12 protein-coding genes and 1 riboswitch are annotated in these 16,190 nt (G+C 65.2%); of the genes, 10 read left to right on the top strand and 2 right to left on the bottom strand.

The genetic code is table 11. The annotated features are described in order from the left end of the window. Positions 1-246 precede the first annotated feature (246 nt). The 7 genes from ehuB (at position 247) to ACH49N_RS36370 (ending at position 6,892) form a co-directional block, all read left to right on the top strand. Complete coding sequence (gene ehuB, locus ACH49N_RS36340; RefSeq protein WP_358277854.1) at positions 247-1,146, top strand: ectoine/hydroxyectoine ABC transporter substrate-binding protein EhuB; 900 nt, start codon at positions 247-249, stop codon at positions 1,144-1,146. An 18-nt stretch (positions 1,147-1,164) separates the two neighbouring features. Next, positions 1,165-1,896 carry an ectoine/hydroxyectoine ABC transporter permease subunit EhuC gene (gene ehuC, locus ACH49N_RS36345; RefSeq protein WP_358277852.1) on the top strand — a complete coding sequence of 244 codons (732 nt, stop codon included), beginning with the start codon at positions 1,165-1,167 and terminating at the stop codon, positions 1,894-1,896. Next, the gene (ehuD, locus tag ACH49N_RS36350) at positions 1,893-2,537 is read left to right on the top strand and encodes an ectoine/hydroxyectoine ABC transporter permease subunit EhuD (protein WP_358277850.1); all 645 of its coding nucleotides are present in this window, start codon (positions 1,893-1,895) and stop codon (positions 2,535-2,537) included. The genes ehuC and ehuD overlap by 4 nt, the downstream gene beginning before the upstream one ends. A 19-nt stretch (positions 2,538-2,556) precedes the next feature. After that, a complete protein-coding gene (gene ehuA / locus ACH49N_RS36355; protein ID WP_358277849.1) occupies positions 2,557-3,318 on the top strand; it encodes an ectoine/hydroxyectoine ABC transporter ATP-binding protein EhuA in 762 nt (253 codons plus the stop codon). A gap of 56 nt (positions 3,319-3,374) precedes the next feature. Further along, positions 3,375-4,022 (top strand): GntR family transcriptional regulator, encoded by a 648-nt coding sequence (locus ACH49N_RS36360; protein WP_358277848.1) that lies wholly within the window; start codon positions 3,375-3,377, stop codon positions 4,020-4,022. After that, positions 4,019-5,284 (top strand): MFS transporter, encoded by a 1,266-nt coding sequence (locus ACH49N_RS36365; protein WP_358277847.1) that lies wholly within the window; start codon positions 4,019-4,021, stop codon positions 5,282-5,284. Before ACH49N_RS36360 ends, ACH49N_RS36365 begins: the two co-directional genes overlap by 4 nt. Positions 5,285-5,485: 201 nt before the next feature. Beyond that, on the top strand, positions 5,486-6,892 hold the full coding sequence (locus ACH49N_RS36370; protein ID WP_358277862.1) for a family 43 glycosylhydrolase: 1,407 nt from the start codon (positions 5,486-5,488) through the stop codon (positions 6,890-6,892). 12 nt (positions 6,893-6,904) lie between these two features. On the opposite strand, the gene ACH49N_RS36375 is transcribed toward ACH49N_RS36370, so the two are convergent. Both ACH49N_RS36375 and ACH49N_RS36380 read right to left on the bottom strand, forming a co-directional pair. Continuing rightward, the gene (locus ACH49N_RS36375; RefSeq protein WP_397505103.1) at positions 6,905-8,233 is read right to left on the bottom strand and encodes a M1 family metallopeptidase; all 1,329 of its coding nucleotides are present in this window, start codon (positions 8,231-8,233) and stop codon (positions 6,905-6,907) included. Further along, positions 8,218-12,108, bottom strand: coding sequence for a Pls/PosA family non-ribosomal peptide synthetase (locus ACH49N_RS36380; RefSeq protein ID WP_358277845.1), 3,891 nt, complete (start codon positions 12,106-12,108; stop codon positions 8,218-8,220). Before ACH49N_RS36380 ends, ACH49N_RS36375 begins: the two co-directional genes overlap by 16 nt. 515 nt (positions 12,109-12,623) lie before the next feature. On the opposite strand from ACH49N_RS36380, the gene ACH49N_RS36385 reads away from it, so the two are divergent. From ACH49N_RS36385 to ACH49N_RS36395, 3 genes are all read left to right on the top strand, one after another. After that, positions 12,624-13,871 (top strand): MCE family protein, encoded by a 1,248-nt coding sequence (locus ACH49N_RS36385; protein WP_358277860.1) that lies wholly within the window; start codon positions 12,624-12,626, stop codon positions 13,869-13,871. Positions 13,872-13,912: 41 nt separating this feature from the next. Further along, positions 13,913-14,027: riboswitch (SAM riboswitch) on the top strand. A gap of 47 nt (positions 14,028-14,074) precedes the next feature. Further along, a complete protein-coding gene (locus tag ACH49N_RS36390) occupies positions 14,075-15,370 on the top strand; it encodes an aminotransferase class V-fold PLP-dependent enzyme (protein WP_250777168.1) in 1,296 nt (431 codons plus the stop codon). 148 nt (positions 15,371-15,518) lie between these two features. After that, a complete protein-coding gene (locus ACH49N_RS36395; RefSeq protein ID WP_159919007.1) occupies positions 15,519-16,145 on the top strand; it encodes a hypothetical protein in 627 nt (208 codons plus the stop codon). Positions 16,146-16,190 lie beyond the last annotated feature (45 nt).

The following is a 16,190-nucleotide window of genomic DNA, read 5'->3' on the forward strand; positions in this document are numbered from 1 at the left end:
CACTCGACAGGGTGTGGGAGAGTAGGACACCGCCGAACATCCGTTACCGGAAGCCCCCCAACACCTGTTGGGGGGCTTCCGGCATTCCACCACAATTCCTTTCGCCGACGTTCATCGCGCTGCGGCAAATTCCGTCGTTTAGCGCGCAGTGACTCGTTCGCCTGCGTAACGTGACCCGGGCAGATCCGAGTCGGATCGTGCCACGTGGTGCGCCCGGCCGGATCACCCAGGCAACGAAGGGAATCTGTGGTGAGCAGCACCAACTCGAAACGACGTCCTACGGTCCGGGCCGCTGTCGCAATAGCGGGACTCGTCGTAGCAGCGGGCTCGGTCGCAGGGTGCACGAAGACCGACTCGAGCAGCGGCGAATCACTACTGGAACAGCTCCGTTCCGAGGGAACGGTGACCGTGGGATTCGCCGGCGAGGCCCCGTACAGCTTCGAGCAGGACGGGAAGCTGACCGGCGCCACCGTGGCCCTGCACCGGGAAATCTTCAAGAACCTCGGAATAGCCAATGTCGAAGGCGTCAGCACCGACTTCGGAGCCCTCATTCCGGGACTGCAGGCGCGCCGATTCGACGTTGTCAGTGCCGGAATGTCCATCCTTCCGCAGCGCTGCGAACAAGCAGCGTTCAGCGAGCCCGAATTCAACTACACGACAGCGCTGATGGTGCCCAAGGGCAATCCGGCGGAGCTCACCGACATGCAGTCGGTCAAAGACAGCGGCGTCCGGATGGCCGCCATGACCGGCGCAATCGAGTCCGACTACGCACAGGACCTCGGCATCGAGGCCACACAGGTGGCGTCGCCGCAGGATGGCATGGATGCCATTGCCAATGGCCGCGCCGACGTCTTCGCACTGACGGGAATCTCGCTGAACTGGCTGGCGCAGAACAACCCGCAAGTGCCTGTGGAGGTGACTGATTCCTTCGTCGCAGAAATCAACGGGGTCCCTCAGGTAGGCGCCGGCGGCACCGTCTTCCGTAAGGAAGACACCGAGCTGAGGGACGCCTACAACGCCGAACTGGCAAAGATCACGGCGGACAAGGACAAGTACCTCTCTATCGTCGGTCCCTTCGGATTCACCGAGGCAGAGCTTCCCGATCCGCAACTGACCACGGCGAAGCTGTGCGAAGGGCAGGGCTGAGTCGGACGGGACTCTGTTGTGAAGGAGGATTTCGATGCCCTCTTCGATGCCTGGCCGGGCATCCAGGAGGGAATCATCATCACCCTCGAACTCACTGCGGGAGGTGCTCTCCTTGCTTTCGTGCTTGCAGTGGTGCTCGGGTTGGCAGCTCGTTCACACCAGGTAATCGTCAGAGGTTCGGCGCGGGTTTTCATCGAGTTCTTCCGCGGCACGTCACTGCTGGTGCAGTTGTTCTGGCTTTTCTACGTGGTCCCGCTGTTCGGATATCTCATCGACCCCGTACTGTGCGGGATGCTCGCCCTCGGCCTCAACTATGGCGCCTACGGAGCGGAAGTTGTGCGGGGAGCGATCAATTCGGTACCGCAGTCGCAATGGGAAGCTGCAACGGCATTGGATTTCACGCACTGGCAGAGGCTTCGACGGGTGGTGTTTCCGCAGGCCTGGGCCGAGATGATCCCTCCCCTGACGAATCTTCTGATCCAACTGCTCAAGGGCACTGCCCTGGCCAGTTACATCCTGCTGCAGGACTTGACGTTCGAGATAGATCAACTTCGGCGTACGACGGGTAACACGCTCTTCGCGTTCGGGGTTGGGCTCGTCATCTACTTCGTCATCGGTTACGTGCTGACGCTGTTGATGAATGCGCTCGAAGTGCGGGCGAAGAACAGGCTGGGTACCGGTCCCTCCTTGCGGGAGATCTTCTCGCTGGCGCCCTCGGACCCGCGCGGACTGGAGGCTGCTGAAAAATGAGTGTCCAGTGGAGTTGGGATCGCGCGTTCGAGGCGCTGCCCGTGTTGCTCGACGGATTCAAGATCACCCTCGTCGCAACCGTATTGGGCTTTCTCATATCCGTGGTGCTAGGCCTTGTCATCGCGCTGATCCGGCAGGCCGCTCCGCGCTGGATCGCGATGCCGGTGCGGGCGGTGAGCGAATTCATCCGTCTCACACCCCTCGTCGTGCAGCTGCTGTTCGTCTATTACACGTTTACGACACTGTCACCCTTGCAGATCGGGGTAGTGGTCCTCGGCATCCACTACTCGACCTACATGGCGGAGGTGTATCGGGCAGGGATCGAGGCGGTACCCGTCGGCCAGTGGGAGGCAGCGAGAGCACTGTCCATTGCACCGGCCCGTACGTGGCGGGCGATCATCCTGCCGCAGGCAATCCGCCGGGTAGTTCCGGCTCTCGGGAACTATGCCGTGTCGATGTTCAAGGACACCCCGTTGCTGTTCGCGATCACGGTGATCGAAATGGTGACGGCGGCCCAGCAATTCGGGGCCCGGCATTTTCAGTACCTCGAGCCGTTGACCCTCGCCGGTGTGATCTTCCTGATCGCCAGTTACCCGACCTCCCTGCTCATACGGCGATTGGAGAAGCGTCTTGCCGGATAAAGCGAACTCAGGCACCCCGATGATCAGGTTCGACGACGTCGTGAAGCGGTTCGGCGACCACGTCGTGCTCGATCATCTCGACTTCCAGGTGGAGCGTGGCGACCGGGTCACGTTGATCGGCCCGAGTGGTTCGGGTAAGACGACGATTCTGCGATTGCTCATGACCCTCGAAAAGGTGAATGGCGGCATCATCTGGGTCGACGGGGCGCGCCTCACCCACGAGGAGCGGGGAGGCAAACTCGTCCCGGCGTCGGAGAAGTACATTCGTCGCATACGGCGTCGGATCGGAATGGTTTTTCAGCAGTTCAACCTGTTCCCCAACATGAACGTGATCGAGAACATTACCGAGGCACCCATCCACGTCCTCGGGCTCGACAAGGCGGCGGCAGTAAAGCGCGCCCGTGAACTGCTCGACACAGTAGGGCTGTCGGACAAGGAGACAGCGCATCCGACGCAGCTGTCCGGTGGCCAACAGCAGCGGGTTGCGATCGCCCGAGCGCTGGCGATGGATCCCGACATCCTGCTGCTCGACGAGGTGACGTCGGCTCTCGATCCGGAGTTGGTGGCGGACGTGCTGGACGTCTTGAGGAACGTGGCCCTCACCACGGACATCACGATGCTCATCGTCACACATGAGATGCAATTCGCACGCGACGTATCGAACCGGGTGATGATGTTCGACGCCGGCCGCATCGTGGAAGAGGGGGATCCGGTAACCATGTTCTCCGCACCCAAACACGACCGAACCAAGTCGTTCCTCAAGGCTGTGCTGGCCGACTGAGCCGGGGTCCGATGCCCCGCTCTGGCAGCGAGGGCGTATAAATACATCTTGTGTCTATGTTGTATTCGGCCGCGGAGCAGGTATACCGCGAGGTGAAGGAGCTCATCCTGTCGGGTGGGCTGCCCGGTGGTGAGTTGATCAGCGAAGGCGAGATCGCGGAGCGCATGGGCCTCAGTCGCACACCCGTCCGCGAGGCCTTTCTTCGTCTCGAGGCCGAGGGATGGATGCGGTTGTATCCGAAGCGGGGCGCTCTCGTCGTCGCGGTGGCCGAGGGGGAAGCCGAGCACATCGTCGATGCGCGACAGCTCGTCGAGACACACGCCGTTCGGATCCTGGCGGAGCGGCCGCACGCACGTGAGGTGCTTGTCGCTCGGTTGCGTGTCAATCTCGAGGAACAGCGGCAGATCGCCGCACGAGGGGATGCGGCTGCCTTCAGTGCGTCGGATGCCGACTTTCATCGCCTGATCGTCGATGCCGCGGAGAATCCACTGCTCGCGACGTTCTACGCGAGCCTTCGGGAGCGGCAGCGCCGGATGACCGCCCACTCGATCACCCGCGACCCCGGGCAATTGCCGAGGATTCTCGCGGAGCACGAGCAGCTGACCGATCTGGTGAACGACGGTGACGCGGACGGGTTCGAAGCAGCGGTGCTCGCCCACATGCGCCGAGTTCACGCTCTGAATCCGAGGGGAGTGCCGCGATGACCTCCGTGCGCGAGTCGCAAGCCGCACTGCCCGACACCGTGGTGTCCACGCGGGCGTGGTTGCAGGTCGCCGCGACGATGTTCGCGGTCGCGTGGGGAGGCAACGAATTCACGCCGCTCCTGGGCATGTACCGCGCCGACCACGGTTTCTCGCCGGTGACCGTCGACCTCTTCTTGTTCGCCTACGTGCTCGGGATCGTTCCCGCCCTCCTCCTGGGCGGACCCCTGTCCGACCGGCTCGGCAGGCGTCCGATTCTGCTGCCCGCCCCGGTGCTGACGGTGGCAGGTTCGGTACTGCTCGCACTCGGCGCGGACTCCGCGGCCATGCTGATCGCAGGCCGCATCCTGTGCGGCGTCGCGCTCGGGCTCGGAATGGCAGTGGGGGGAAGCTGGGTGAAGGAGCTGTCGACCGCGCCGTGGGATCCCACGGCGACGGAAGGAGCCGGTGCCAGACGGGCCGCGATGAGCCTCACCGGTGGGTTCGGTCTGGGCGCCGGGGTCGCCGGCGTCCTCGCGCAATGGGCACCGCTGCCCAGTGTCCTGTCGTACCTCGTCCACAGCGGAATCGCCATCGCCGCGGCCATCGCACTCGTGCGTGCACCGGAAACCCGTGCAGCTCAACCGCTCTCCGAGCGGGTGTCGCTCGCTCGGGATCTGGCGATTCCCTCGGCGGCACACCGGCGTTTCCTTCTCGTCATCGCACCCCTCGCTCCCTGGGTGTTCGGGACCGCGGCCGCCGCGTATGCGGTACTTCCGGCCCTCATGTCCCAACACGGCGGTGGGGTGCCCCTCGCGTTCTCGGCACTGATGTGCATGGTGGGCTTAGGGTCCGGCTTCGCGATCCAGGCGCTGGGCCGCAAGATCGATACGCCTCGCAATACGCGAGCAGTCGTCGTTGCCCTCGTCTTCGTCATAGCTGGGATGGCGATGGCAGCGGCCGCGTCTTCCGCGTTGACCGTTCCGCTCGCACTCGTCGCTGCGGTGGTGCTGGGTTGCGGATACGGGATGGCCTTGGTGTCCGGGCTGCAGGAAATTCAGCGCATTGCCGGACCCGACGATCTGGCCGGCCTGACCGCGGTGTTCTACTCGCTCACCTATCTGGGCTTCGCGATGCCTGCGGCAATGGCATTTCTCTCCGAGAACTTCGCCGCGGTGACCTACCCGCGAATGTTTACCTTCGGCGCCATCGCGGCCGCGGGATGTCTCCTCCTCGCCGTCGTCCACTGGCGCTCGCATCTGCCCTCTGCCCGCGAAAGCTCGTAACAGCGTGCGCCACCGAATCGGTCGGTGGGGCGCACGCGGAAGGGCACAGTTTGGTTTCGGTTCGACGCATCGGAGAACTCAACTCTTAACCTGAGCCTCAGCCGTATACATTTGCCACATTCCGCTCGGCTGGGGTCCACGGTAGGGAGCAACGTGCAGAAATCTGATGGCGTCGAGGCGGAGTCATGCGTGCGGCCCCCCATGGGACGGCGAAGACTGCTGCGACGGGGATGGATCGTGACGACGCTGTCGCTGCTCGCTTTGATGATGGTGCCCGCGTCCCCGGTGGCGGCGAACCCCGTCGTGGAGCCTGTTGCCGCAGACCCCAGCGTGGTCCGTGCGGCCGACGGTATGTACTACATGTACACCACCGCGGACGACTGGGGCGACGGCCAGGGCATGCACAACATGTCGATGTTCAAGTCCTTCGATCTCATGGACTGGATGTATGTGGGCGACGTGTTCCCGGACCTGCCCGAGTGGCATCCGGAGGGAAAACTCGCCTGGGCCCCGCACGTCCTGGAATCGGGCGGCGGATACAGCCTCTACTACTCGCTCTACGACGAGTCGAATCCGTGTATCGGACTCGCGACGGCTCCGGGTCCGACCGGGCCGTGGACCGATCTGGGTCGCCCGGTGTTCTGTGCGCAGGACGTGGGCATCGAGGGCACGATCGACCCGTTCGTGTGGGACGACGGAACGTCGAAGACGATGGTTGTCGGCAACTTCCGCGGCATCTACGCAATTCCGCTGGACGGGGACGGTGCGGCGCCGGTGGGTGAACCGGTGCAGATCGCGGACGACCGGTTCGAAGGCCCCTTCATCACTTTCCGCAACGGCTACTACCACCTGTTTCTGTCCGCCGGGAACTGCTGCAACGGCGGGGATACCGCGTACCGCGTGGTGGCCGGCAGGTCCAGATCGCTGACCGGGCCTTACCTCGACCGCAAGGGGCAGGACCTCAACGAGGGGGGCGGCGCGCTCATCCTCGCGGGCAGCGACCCGTGGGCCGGACCCGGACACAACACCGTGGTGACGGACGACGCCGGGAACGATTGGATCGTCTACCACGCGATTCCGCGCGACGACGTCACACTGCCCAGTGGAGCTCAGCGCCGGGAAGGGATGATCGACAGGATCGTCTGGGCAGACGACTGGCCCGACGTCGGTGACGGCTCGCCTTCCTCGACACGACCCCAGCTACCCGACACCGACCTTCCGGTGCGGGTGTCGCTGACCGCAGACGACTCGACGACCCTGCCCGAGCACGGGGGAACCATCGCGGCGACGATGGTGGTGGCGGCACCCGAGGATCAGCCCTATGCGGGGCAGGTCTGGGCAAGCGTGACGTCGCCGGACGGCGGGATCAGTGATCCGATCTTCGGGCCGATCGACGTCGACCTGGCTCCCGGGGAGGTATACGAAGAGCCGATCAGTTACGCCGTGTCGGCAGACGCCCCGAACGGAACCTATGACGTGTACGCCTTTGCCGGCATCTTCGACACCGACACGGTCGAATTCGGGGCGCTCAACGGGGTGAAGTCCGGCCCACAGATGACGGACGTCGCCAAGCGCGTCTCCGCCGTCGTGTGGCGGGACGGTGCGTGATCGTCGGCGTCTCTAGAGAGGTGGCAGCGCTTTTTCACCCAGCCAGGTGTCCCAGAGGGTTCGTAGCGACTCATCGGTGTACCGCGCGGCGAGATCGGTGAACTGTTCCGCGCTGACGCTGGAGTGGCTGTGCGACCGGGTCCACTGCTGCAGCAATGCGAAAAACCGTTCGTCACCCAGCCGAAGTCGCAGTGCGTGGAGAGTGATTGCGCCGCGCTTGTAGATGCGGTCGTCGAACATCAACTGCGGCCCAGGATCCGCGACCACCAGATCCTGCGGTTTCCGGGACAGACCCTGGTGGGCCTGTAACGCGAGTTGATGCGCTGCGGGTCCGCCGGAATTCTCCGACCAGAGCCATTCGGCGTAACAGGCGAACCCTTCGTGCAGCCAGATGTCCCGCCATTGACGCAACGTGAGGCTGTTACCGAACCACTGGTGGGCGAGCTCGTGGGCCACCAATCGTTCGAAGGCGCGGCTGCCCGTGCAGTGGTTGGCGCCGAAAATCGACAGTCCCTGCGCCTCGACCGGAATCTCCAGGTCGTCGTCGGTGACGACGACCGTGTAATCGGCAAACGGGTACGGGCCGAACAACCTGCCGAACACATCCATCATCTCGGGTTGGCGTCCGAAATCGACATCGAACGACGAGCGGAGTCGCGGCGGGTGCACGGCGAAAATCTTGACGCCGCCCGAATCCACTCGTCGTCGCTCGTACGGGCCGATCTGAATCGTGGCCAGATAGCTCGACATCGGCTCGGCCTGCTCGTACACCCAGGTGGTCTGGCTGGCCCGGGTCTGCTTGCTCACCAACGCACCGTTGGCCACCGTGTAGTACGGCGAATCGGTGGTGATGGACATGCGGTAGCTGGCCTTCGAGCTCGGGTGATCGTCACACGGAAACCAGGATGCCGCGCCATTCGGCTGACTGGCGACGAGACTGCCCTCGGTCAGTTCCTCCCAGCCGACCTCGCCCCACATGCTGCGGATCGGCTTCGGGGAACCGCCGTACTGCACCGTGAATACCAGTGCACCGCCCGCCGGGATCTTTTGCGCAGGGGTGACCACGAGCTTGCCGTTCCGATGAACCCATTTGGTGTTCCGTGCGCCGTTGGCAGCGACCTTGGTGACGTGGAGGTCGGACGCCAGGTCGAGCGCGAACCGGGACCGCGATTCGGTGGTGACAGCGGTGATCGTGGCCTTCCCGGTAAGCCGGTTGCTGTGGACCTTGTAGGTGAGGTCGAGTTCGTACCGTGACACCCGATAGCCTCGGTTGCCGTTCTGAGGGAGATACGGGTCGAGGGGTTCGTCGAGCTCTTTACCGGGCTTCACGTCGCCGTCCACGGTGCGATGGGGTTGCCCTGCCACCTGGTGGAGGGCGGAACGGTGTCGCCGCGCATGACCAGTGACGCAGGTCCGACCGTGGCGCCTGCACCGATTCCGGCGGCGGGCAGCGCGACGCAGTGCGGGCCGAGCGTGGCGCCGGCTCCCAACGTGACGGTGTCCATGGACATGATCCGATCATGGAACAGGTGAGTCTGCACGACGCACCCCCGTTCCACGGTGGCGCCGTCACCGAGGGTCACCAGATCGGCTTCCGGGAGCCAATAGGTTTCACACCACACCCCCTTGCCGATGGTCGCGCCGAGGCCGCGCAGCCACACGTTGAGTACGGCGGTGCCCGTGGCGGCGCGCGCGAACCACGGTGCGGCGACGGTCTCGACGAACGCGTCCGACACCTCGTTACGCCAGACGAAGGAACTCCACAGGGGATGCTCGACCTTTCCGATGCGCCCCACCACCAGCCACTTGGCAGCCACGGATATCGATCCGGCCACAGCGCCGGCGCCGAGGAGGACCACGCCGCTGGCCAGGGCGGCCAGCCAGAAGCCGATCAGGTCGGCCATCACTTCGAGCGTGAACAGCACCCCGAGCCCAACTCCGAACGTCACCATCACCGGGATCAAACGGCACGTCTCCACGATCGCCCGGGCGACCTTCAGCCGGAACGGCGGATGGAACGTACGTGCGGCGTCGGTGTCGCCCGGGGCCCTGCGCAGGCGGACGGGTGGGCTCCCCAGCCAAGAAGAACCGGACTTGGCCTTGGATGGCGCCGCCGACAGCACCGCGACGAGCCCGTTCTTGGGCACCCGTCGTCCCGGGCCGGTCATTCCGGAATTGCCGAGGAACGCCCGCTTGCCGATTTTTGCGTCCTCGATGTGCATCCAACCGCCGCCGAGCTCGTAACTCGCGACCATCGTGTCGTCGGCCAGGAACGCGCCGTCCGCGACCGTGGTGAACTTCGGTAGCAGCAGCACTGTCGAGGCTTCGACGTTCTTGCCGATCCGGGCGCCCAGCAAGCGCAGCCAGCCGGGTGTCAACAGGCTCGCGTACAAGGGAAACAGGAACGTCCGGGCCGAGTCCATGAGCCGCTCGGTGGCCCACACCTGCCATCCGGTGCGACTGCGGACCGGGTGGTACCCCTCTCGCAACCGGATCGACAACAGCCGAACGGCGATCACGGTGAGAACGGCGAACACCGCAAGGCTGAGAACAGTGGCGATCGGGAGAACCATCAGCGACTGCAGTACGGCGGATCCGATCGTCCCGGCATCGCGGATCCGCCAGCCGATCAGGGCGATGCCGGACAGGAGGGCAAAGATCGGGAGTCCGGCGATCAGCATCGACGTGACCCCGAACACGGGCACCCAGTACGACGCGCGTCGCGGGGTTTCTTCGGGCCACGGGTGTGCGGCCTTACCTACCTTGACGGCGGGTGAACCCGCCCAGTGCTGACCCGCCTTGACCCGTCCGAACACCGCCGAACCGGCCTCGACCTCCGCGCCTCGTCCGATGCGGGCGCCGGGCAGCAACGTGGACCGGGCACCGACGGTGGCCCCGGGACCGATCTTGATCTCGCCGATGTGCACGACGTCACCGTCCACCCAGTGACCGGACAGATCCACTTCCGGCTCGACCGAACAGCCGTCACCGAGTTCGAGCATGCCGGTAACGGGCGGAAGTGTGTGCAGGTCGACGCCCTTCCCGACGGTGGCGCCCAAGGCCCGGGCGTAATAGAGCATCCACGGTGCGCCCGACAGGTTGGCCGCGCCGCTGGCCTCGGTGAGTCTCAGCGCCACCCACAGCCGGAGGTGTTCACTGCCCCCGCGGGGATAAGTCCCTGGCTCGAGCCTCCGGAGAAGGATCCGCGAGCCGATCACCGAGATCGCCATCCGGCCCACCGGGCTGATGAACACGACGAATGCGGCGAGGACCCACCACCACGACACGGTGGGTGCCCACGACGCGTCCGCGACGTACGCGAAGACGTTGTTGGCGATGGCAAGCCAGGTGACCCACTGCAGACCGGTGAGGGTAGTGAGCGGAACGGTGGCCGCGATCTGCAGCAGTTGGCTGCGCCGCGGAGTGGGGGTGACGAGACGGGGTTCTGCGGCATCGATGGGTGCGAGTTCGTCGAGATACTCCGCCAGCGAGCCGAGCCGCGGATGGTCGTAGAGTTGCGCCACGGTGACCTCGGGGAACCGCTCCCGTAGCGCAGTGACCAGCTGGGCGGCAGCGAGGGAACCGCCGCCCAGCTCGAAGAAGTCGTCGGCAGGGCCAGTAATCTGCGCGCCGAGAATCGACGTCCACAGCTCCGCCACCCACGCCGATGTGCCGTCGAGTCCGAGGTCCTCCGCCGAGTCGTCGATCCCGGGCGGCGGCCAGGGCAGTGCATTTCGGTCTACTTTGCCGGAGGTGCGAGTGGGAAGCTCGCCGACCAGAACCAGCCGGGGCACCAGCGCGGCCGGTAATTGCTCGGCGAGCGTCGCGTGGGCTGCTTTCAGATCGAAGTCGGGATCCGTGCCGGCGAGATAGCCGACGAGAATCTGGTGACCGGCGCCGGTCCTGCGTACGGCCGCGGCCGCACCGCCGACTCCCGGCAGATTCTGCAGGGCATTGTCGACCTCGCCCAGTTCGATTCGCCGGCCACCGAGTTTCACCTGATCGTCGGCGCGTCCCTGGAACAGCAGTCCGCGCCGATCCAGGCGGACGAGATCACCGCTGCGATAGGCGCGATCCCATCCGAGGGTCGGCATGGGCGCGTACTTCTCCGCATCCTTCGCAGGGTCGAGATAGCGGGCCAGACCGACACCACCGATCACCAGTTCGCCCACCTCGCCCTCGGCCACCGGATCCCCGGAGCCGTCGACCACCGCGAGATCCCAGCCGTCCAGGGGAAGGCCGATGCTGACAGGGCTCCGTCCGTCCATCAGCGCACCGCACGCGACGACCGTGGCCTCGGTGGGCCCGTACGTGTTCCAGACTTCTCGTCCGTCGACGGCCAGGCGCTCCGCAAGTTCGGGTGGGCATGCCTCGCCTCCGAAGATGAGGAGACGGACGGCCTCGAGCGCCTCCGCCGGCCACAGCGATGCGAGCGTCGGCACCGTCGACACGATGCTGACGTCTCGGGCCACCAGCCAAGGACCGAGGTCCATACCGCTGCGCACGAGCGATCGCGGTGCGGGAACCAGGCAGGCTCCGTGTCGCCACGCCAGCCACATCTCCTCACAGGACGCGTCGAAAGCCACCGACAGTCCGGCGAGTACCCGATCGCTGGGCCCAATGGGCTCGTCCTGCAGGAACATTCGTGCCTCGGCATCCACGAATGCCGCGGCATTCCGATGGCTGACCGCTACGCCCTTCGGTGTGCCGGTGGATCCGGAGGTGAAGATGATCCACGCGTCGTCGTCGACCGTCGGTCGGCGGGCGGCCGGAATTTCCGACCGCTCGGAGGCGGTTCCCGGCGTGATGCCGGAGCCCGTCACCACACAGCGCACCCGAGCCTCGCCGAACACGAGGGCGGCGCGTTCCTCGGGATCGTCCGCGTCGACGGGCACGTACGCGGCGCCGATCGCCAGCGTCGACAAAATGGTGACATACAGAGCGCACGACCCCGAAGGCATGCGAATGCCGACCCGGTCACCGGCCCCGACTCCGGACTCGGCCAATTGCTCCGCGCCGCGGCCGATTTCCTCGAGCAGTTCCCGGTAGGTCAACGACGTCGTGCCGTCGTCGATCGCTGCGGCGTCGGGATACTCGTTTGCGGTGGCGTACAGAACGTCGATGAGGGTGCGCGGCGCCGGTGCGAACTCGCGGCGAAGGAATTCCTGGGGTATGCGGAGCGAGCGATCCGAATCCGTCGGTGACTGGAGAGACAAACCAGGATTCCTTCTCTGAGCGGGCGGTTGATGCGTACTGCTCGTTATCTCACGATCAAGTAGCCAGTTGGTGAACAGTGGGTGCTCGCTGTCGGGCGCCCATGGTCATTCTTCACCCCGGCGATTTCCGGCGAATGTCGGGCGGGCGGCGAATGAAGCAGTCCCAGATTTCCTTCGTGGAAGCTGAGGTGAGCCGCGAGCCGTGAGGAACCCCGTCAGGCCGGAAGCAGTGGACATCACTATTCCGCCAGGTAGTGATTACGGTCACCGTACGCAGCGGAACGTGTGCGCTGACCTGTGGGTTTCGCCACCGATCGGCCATGCAGCGACGCGCGGTGCCCGCTCTGGCCCCCCAGGGCCCGACGCGGGGTTTGCACAGCCGAAGCCTTCCGGCTAGGTATATATGTGACTGCTCGTCCCACATAAAAATACCTCCCGGAGTGCCCTGTGGCTGCCATTATCGAGACAGCCCGCGCCGAGCATGTGCAGCACAAGAGCGCGAGCGTCGCCGAGTGATGACCTCCGCACTCGTCAAATGGCAGCTGGCCGGGCTGATTCTCATCGCCCTGGCCGGTCTGGTGTACGTCGGCGCCCAGTATGTGCGTCTCGACAATCTTCTCGGGTTCGGCGAATACACCGTCAGCGTCGAGCTCGCGAATTCTGGGGGGATTTTCAGCAATGCCGAGGTCACGTACCGGGGAGTTCCTGTCGGCCGCGTGGGTGAAATTTCGCTGACCTCGGACGGTGTCGATGTCGAGTTGAAGATCGACAAGAGCGCGCCTGCCATCCCTGCGTCCGCGAAGGCCGTCGTGGCCAACAGGTCGGCGATCGGCGAGCAATACGTCGACCTCCAGCCCGACACCGATCGTGGGCCGTTTCTCGAAGATGGATCCGTAATCACATTGGGCAGCACGGTAACTCCCGTCCCGGTCGAGGAACTGCTCGCCGGAACGAAAGAATTGGCCGACTCGGTCCCGGTCGATGCGCTCCGTACGGTCGTGACCGAACTAGGGGTGGCGTTCAACGGCAAAGGCGAGGACATTCAAGTCCTCGCGGATGCGCTGGCGGGACTGTCACAGTCGGGCTCCGAGTCACTCACCGAGACACTGGCGCTGCTGCGCGACGGCCGCACTGTGCTGGCGACGCAGTCCGAACAGTCCTCGGCCATCGAGCAATTCAGCACCGACCTCGACGCTCTCGCGGCACAGCTGCGCGCATCCGACCCCGACGTGCGGGCCCTGATCGAGAACGGAACGGCGGCCAGTGATGAAGTGGGCGCGTTCGTCAGCGAATCCGGAGGGGCGGTGACCAGGAACCTCACCAACCTCGGCATGACCGTCGAGACGCTCTCGGTTCAGGCGGACGCCCTTCGTACCCTGTTCGTATACTTGCCGGGAATTGCCGCGGCATCCTCCACCATCGCCCCCGGAGACGGCACCGTGCACCTGGGCTTGGTGGGCGAGGTGAACAACCCACCTCCGTGCACGGTCGGTTACGAGGGCACGCAGGCGATACTCGAGGAAATGAAGCGCCAGAATCCCGACTTCGACGATACCCAGCAGGACTTCCGTCAGAACACGGCGGCGAACTGCGAAACGCCGCAGGGAAGCGTGACCGGTGTGCGAAGCGCCAACCGGATCGTCCTCGGTGACCCCGCAACGGTCCAGCCGTGGGATTCCAAGCCGAAGAAGGACCCGAATCGTCTGAACCTCAACGCGATTGCGACTCAGCTCGCACCACTTTTGGGGGTGAGCCCGAGATAGTGGGTTGACAACTTCGCGTCGATCCTGCAATCTTCGAATCAGGTCACGAGTACCAGCGTCAAGCCCCGGCTAGCTGGTCGGCAACCCTCCACCGCGGTGGGGTGCTCCGGGTGACGACCAGGCTGAGGTTCATACCGGACCCGGCAAGCGCGGACTCCGAGGGCTATCCCTGTGGCGAGTCCCTGAGTACGAGGGATGTCGTGATGACTGCTGTATTGACCGCTGATGTGTGCGGAGCCCCCCTTGCCCCGGTTTCGGGCTCGGACCTGCGGGTTCCGCTGGTGCAGGGAGGTGACTGCACCTACGTCAACTTCGACTACGCGGCAAGCGCACCCGCACTGGCGCAGGTGACTGATCGAATCAGTGCATTGCTGCCGACGTACTCGAGCGTGCACCGCGGGGCCGGGTACGCATCCCGGGTGTCGACCGCCTGCTACGAGAAGGCGCGCGCCTCGGTTGCGCAGTTCGTGGGAGCTTGCGACGACCAGGTGGTGGTATTCACCCGGAACACCACTGATTCCCTCAACCTGCTGGCGGGGTGCGTTCCTGGTAGCACGGTGGTGCTCGATATCGAGCACCACGCTAATCTGTTGCCCTGGAAGAACTCCCGTGTCGTCCGGGCAGCTGACACCCTCGCCGAAACCGTTCGGTTGCTCGTGGCGGAATTGTGCTCGAAGCCCACTGCCCTTCTCGCTGTCACCGGTGCATCCAATGTCACCGGTGAGGTGCTGCCGATCGCGGTTCTGGCGGATGTCGCGCACCGTTGCGGTGCAAGGATTCTCGTCGATGGGGCGCAACTCGCGCCGCACAGGCGGATCGACCTGGAGGCATGGGGCGTCGACTACCTGGCGTTCTCCGGGCACAAGTTGTACGCACCCTTCGGGTCGGGCGTGCTGGTAGGAAAGCGTGACTGGCTCGATGCGGCGGAACCGTACCTCGCCGGCGGTGGGGCGGTGCGCAACGTGACCGTCGAATCCACCGAGTGGGCACCGGCTCCGGCCCGGCACGAGGCCGGCACTCCCAACGTCCTCGGCGCCGCAGCCCTCGCTGCGGCATGCGACGCGCTGGCCGAGTTGGACTTCGGTCGAGTAGCCGAGCACGAAGCGGCGTTGACGTCCCGACTTCTGTCCGGACTCGCGGACGTGGACGGTGTGGAATTTTTGCGGCTGTGGTCGGACGCGCCGGACACCGTGGGAATCGTGACGTTCACGATCGACGGGTACGAGCCCGGGGAGATCGCCGCCTACCTGTCTGCCGAGCACGGAATCGGAGTGCGTGACGGCAGGTTCTGCGCGCATCCGCTGCTGACGCGACTCGGCCGGCCAGACGGAGCAGTTCGGGTCAGCCTCGGTCTCGGCAGTTCCTCCGCCGATGTGGATCGGCTGGTGGACGCGGTCGCCGCATTGGTGGCCGGTCGTCGCAGCTGGGGCTATGCCAAGACCGACGGTCAGTGGAATCCGGTGCCGGAGACCCGTTTTTCGCACGACGCGCTACTATGAGCGCATGGCATCGCAGGCTGGGAGCGCAATGATTGCTCACTGGTGCCGTCGGCACGTCGATCTGTGCCGAACCGCCTCGGGTATGTGTTCGAGCTGACCGTTCTTTTCGGCTCCTGACATCGGCACACATTCTCCGAGGAAACCCCACATGTCTTCAGGCAACGTTTTGTCTTCCCGTACCCTCCGCGTCGCCGTCGAGCTGACCGGATCGGGTCACCATCCGGCAGCCATCGGGGCCGCAGGCACGCGGCCCATCAGCGGTGCGGACTACTGGGTGGAGCTCACCGCCGATTCGGCGGACCCGCTCGACCTGACCTCCTTCCCGCCCGATGTGGTCCGGATCCGCGCCACCGATCTGCGGGGAGCGCAGCAGGAGCGCGCCCGGGTGCGCGCCGAAACTCTCGCCGCGGGGCGCGATCCCGACAGCGTCACAGTGCTGGTCGATCTCGAGGTGCTGATCGCCGCGGAAGCTCGCACCGCGCGCAAGGAGCTGGCACTGCTCGACAGCGCACTGGAAAGCCCACGAACCCCCGAGTCACTGCAGTACGTCGGGACTCCGGTGGGGCTCGCCGGGCTGATCGCCGACATCCAGGCTGCCGGGGTGGCCGACGGTGTGACCCTGCTTCCGCTGACTCTGCCCAGGGTGCTCGAGCAGCTGGTCGACGGCACATTGCCCTGGTTGGAGCAGCGCGGGCTCGTCACGTCCGCGGAAGCTGTCGACGAGGCCTTGCGACGTTTCGACCTTCCACGCCGACAGCGTGAACTCGCTTCCTGAGGTTTCGACGCGCAGTCGCATATGACGCCGTGGGCCGGGAATCTC

Source organism: Rhodococcus sp. NPDC019647, assembly GCF_044389235.1.
Taxonomy (GTDB): domain Bacteria; phylum Actinomycetota; class Actinomycetes; order Mycobacteriales; family Mycobacteriaceae; genus Rhodococcus_F; species Rhodococcus_F oxybenzonivorans.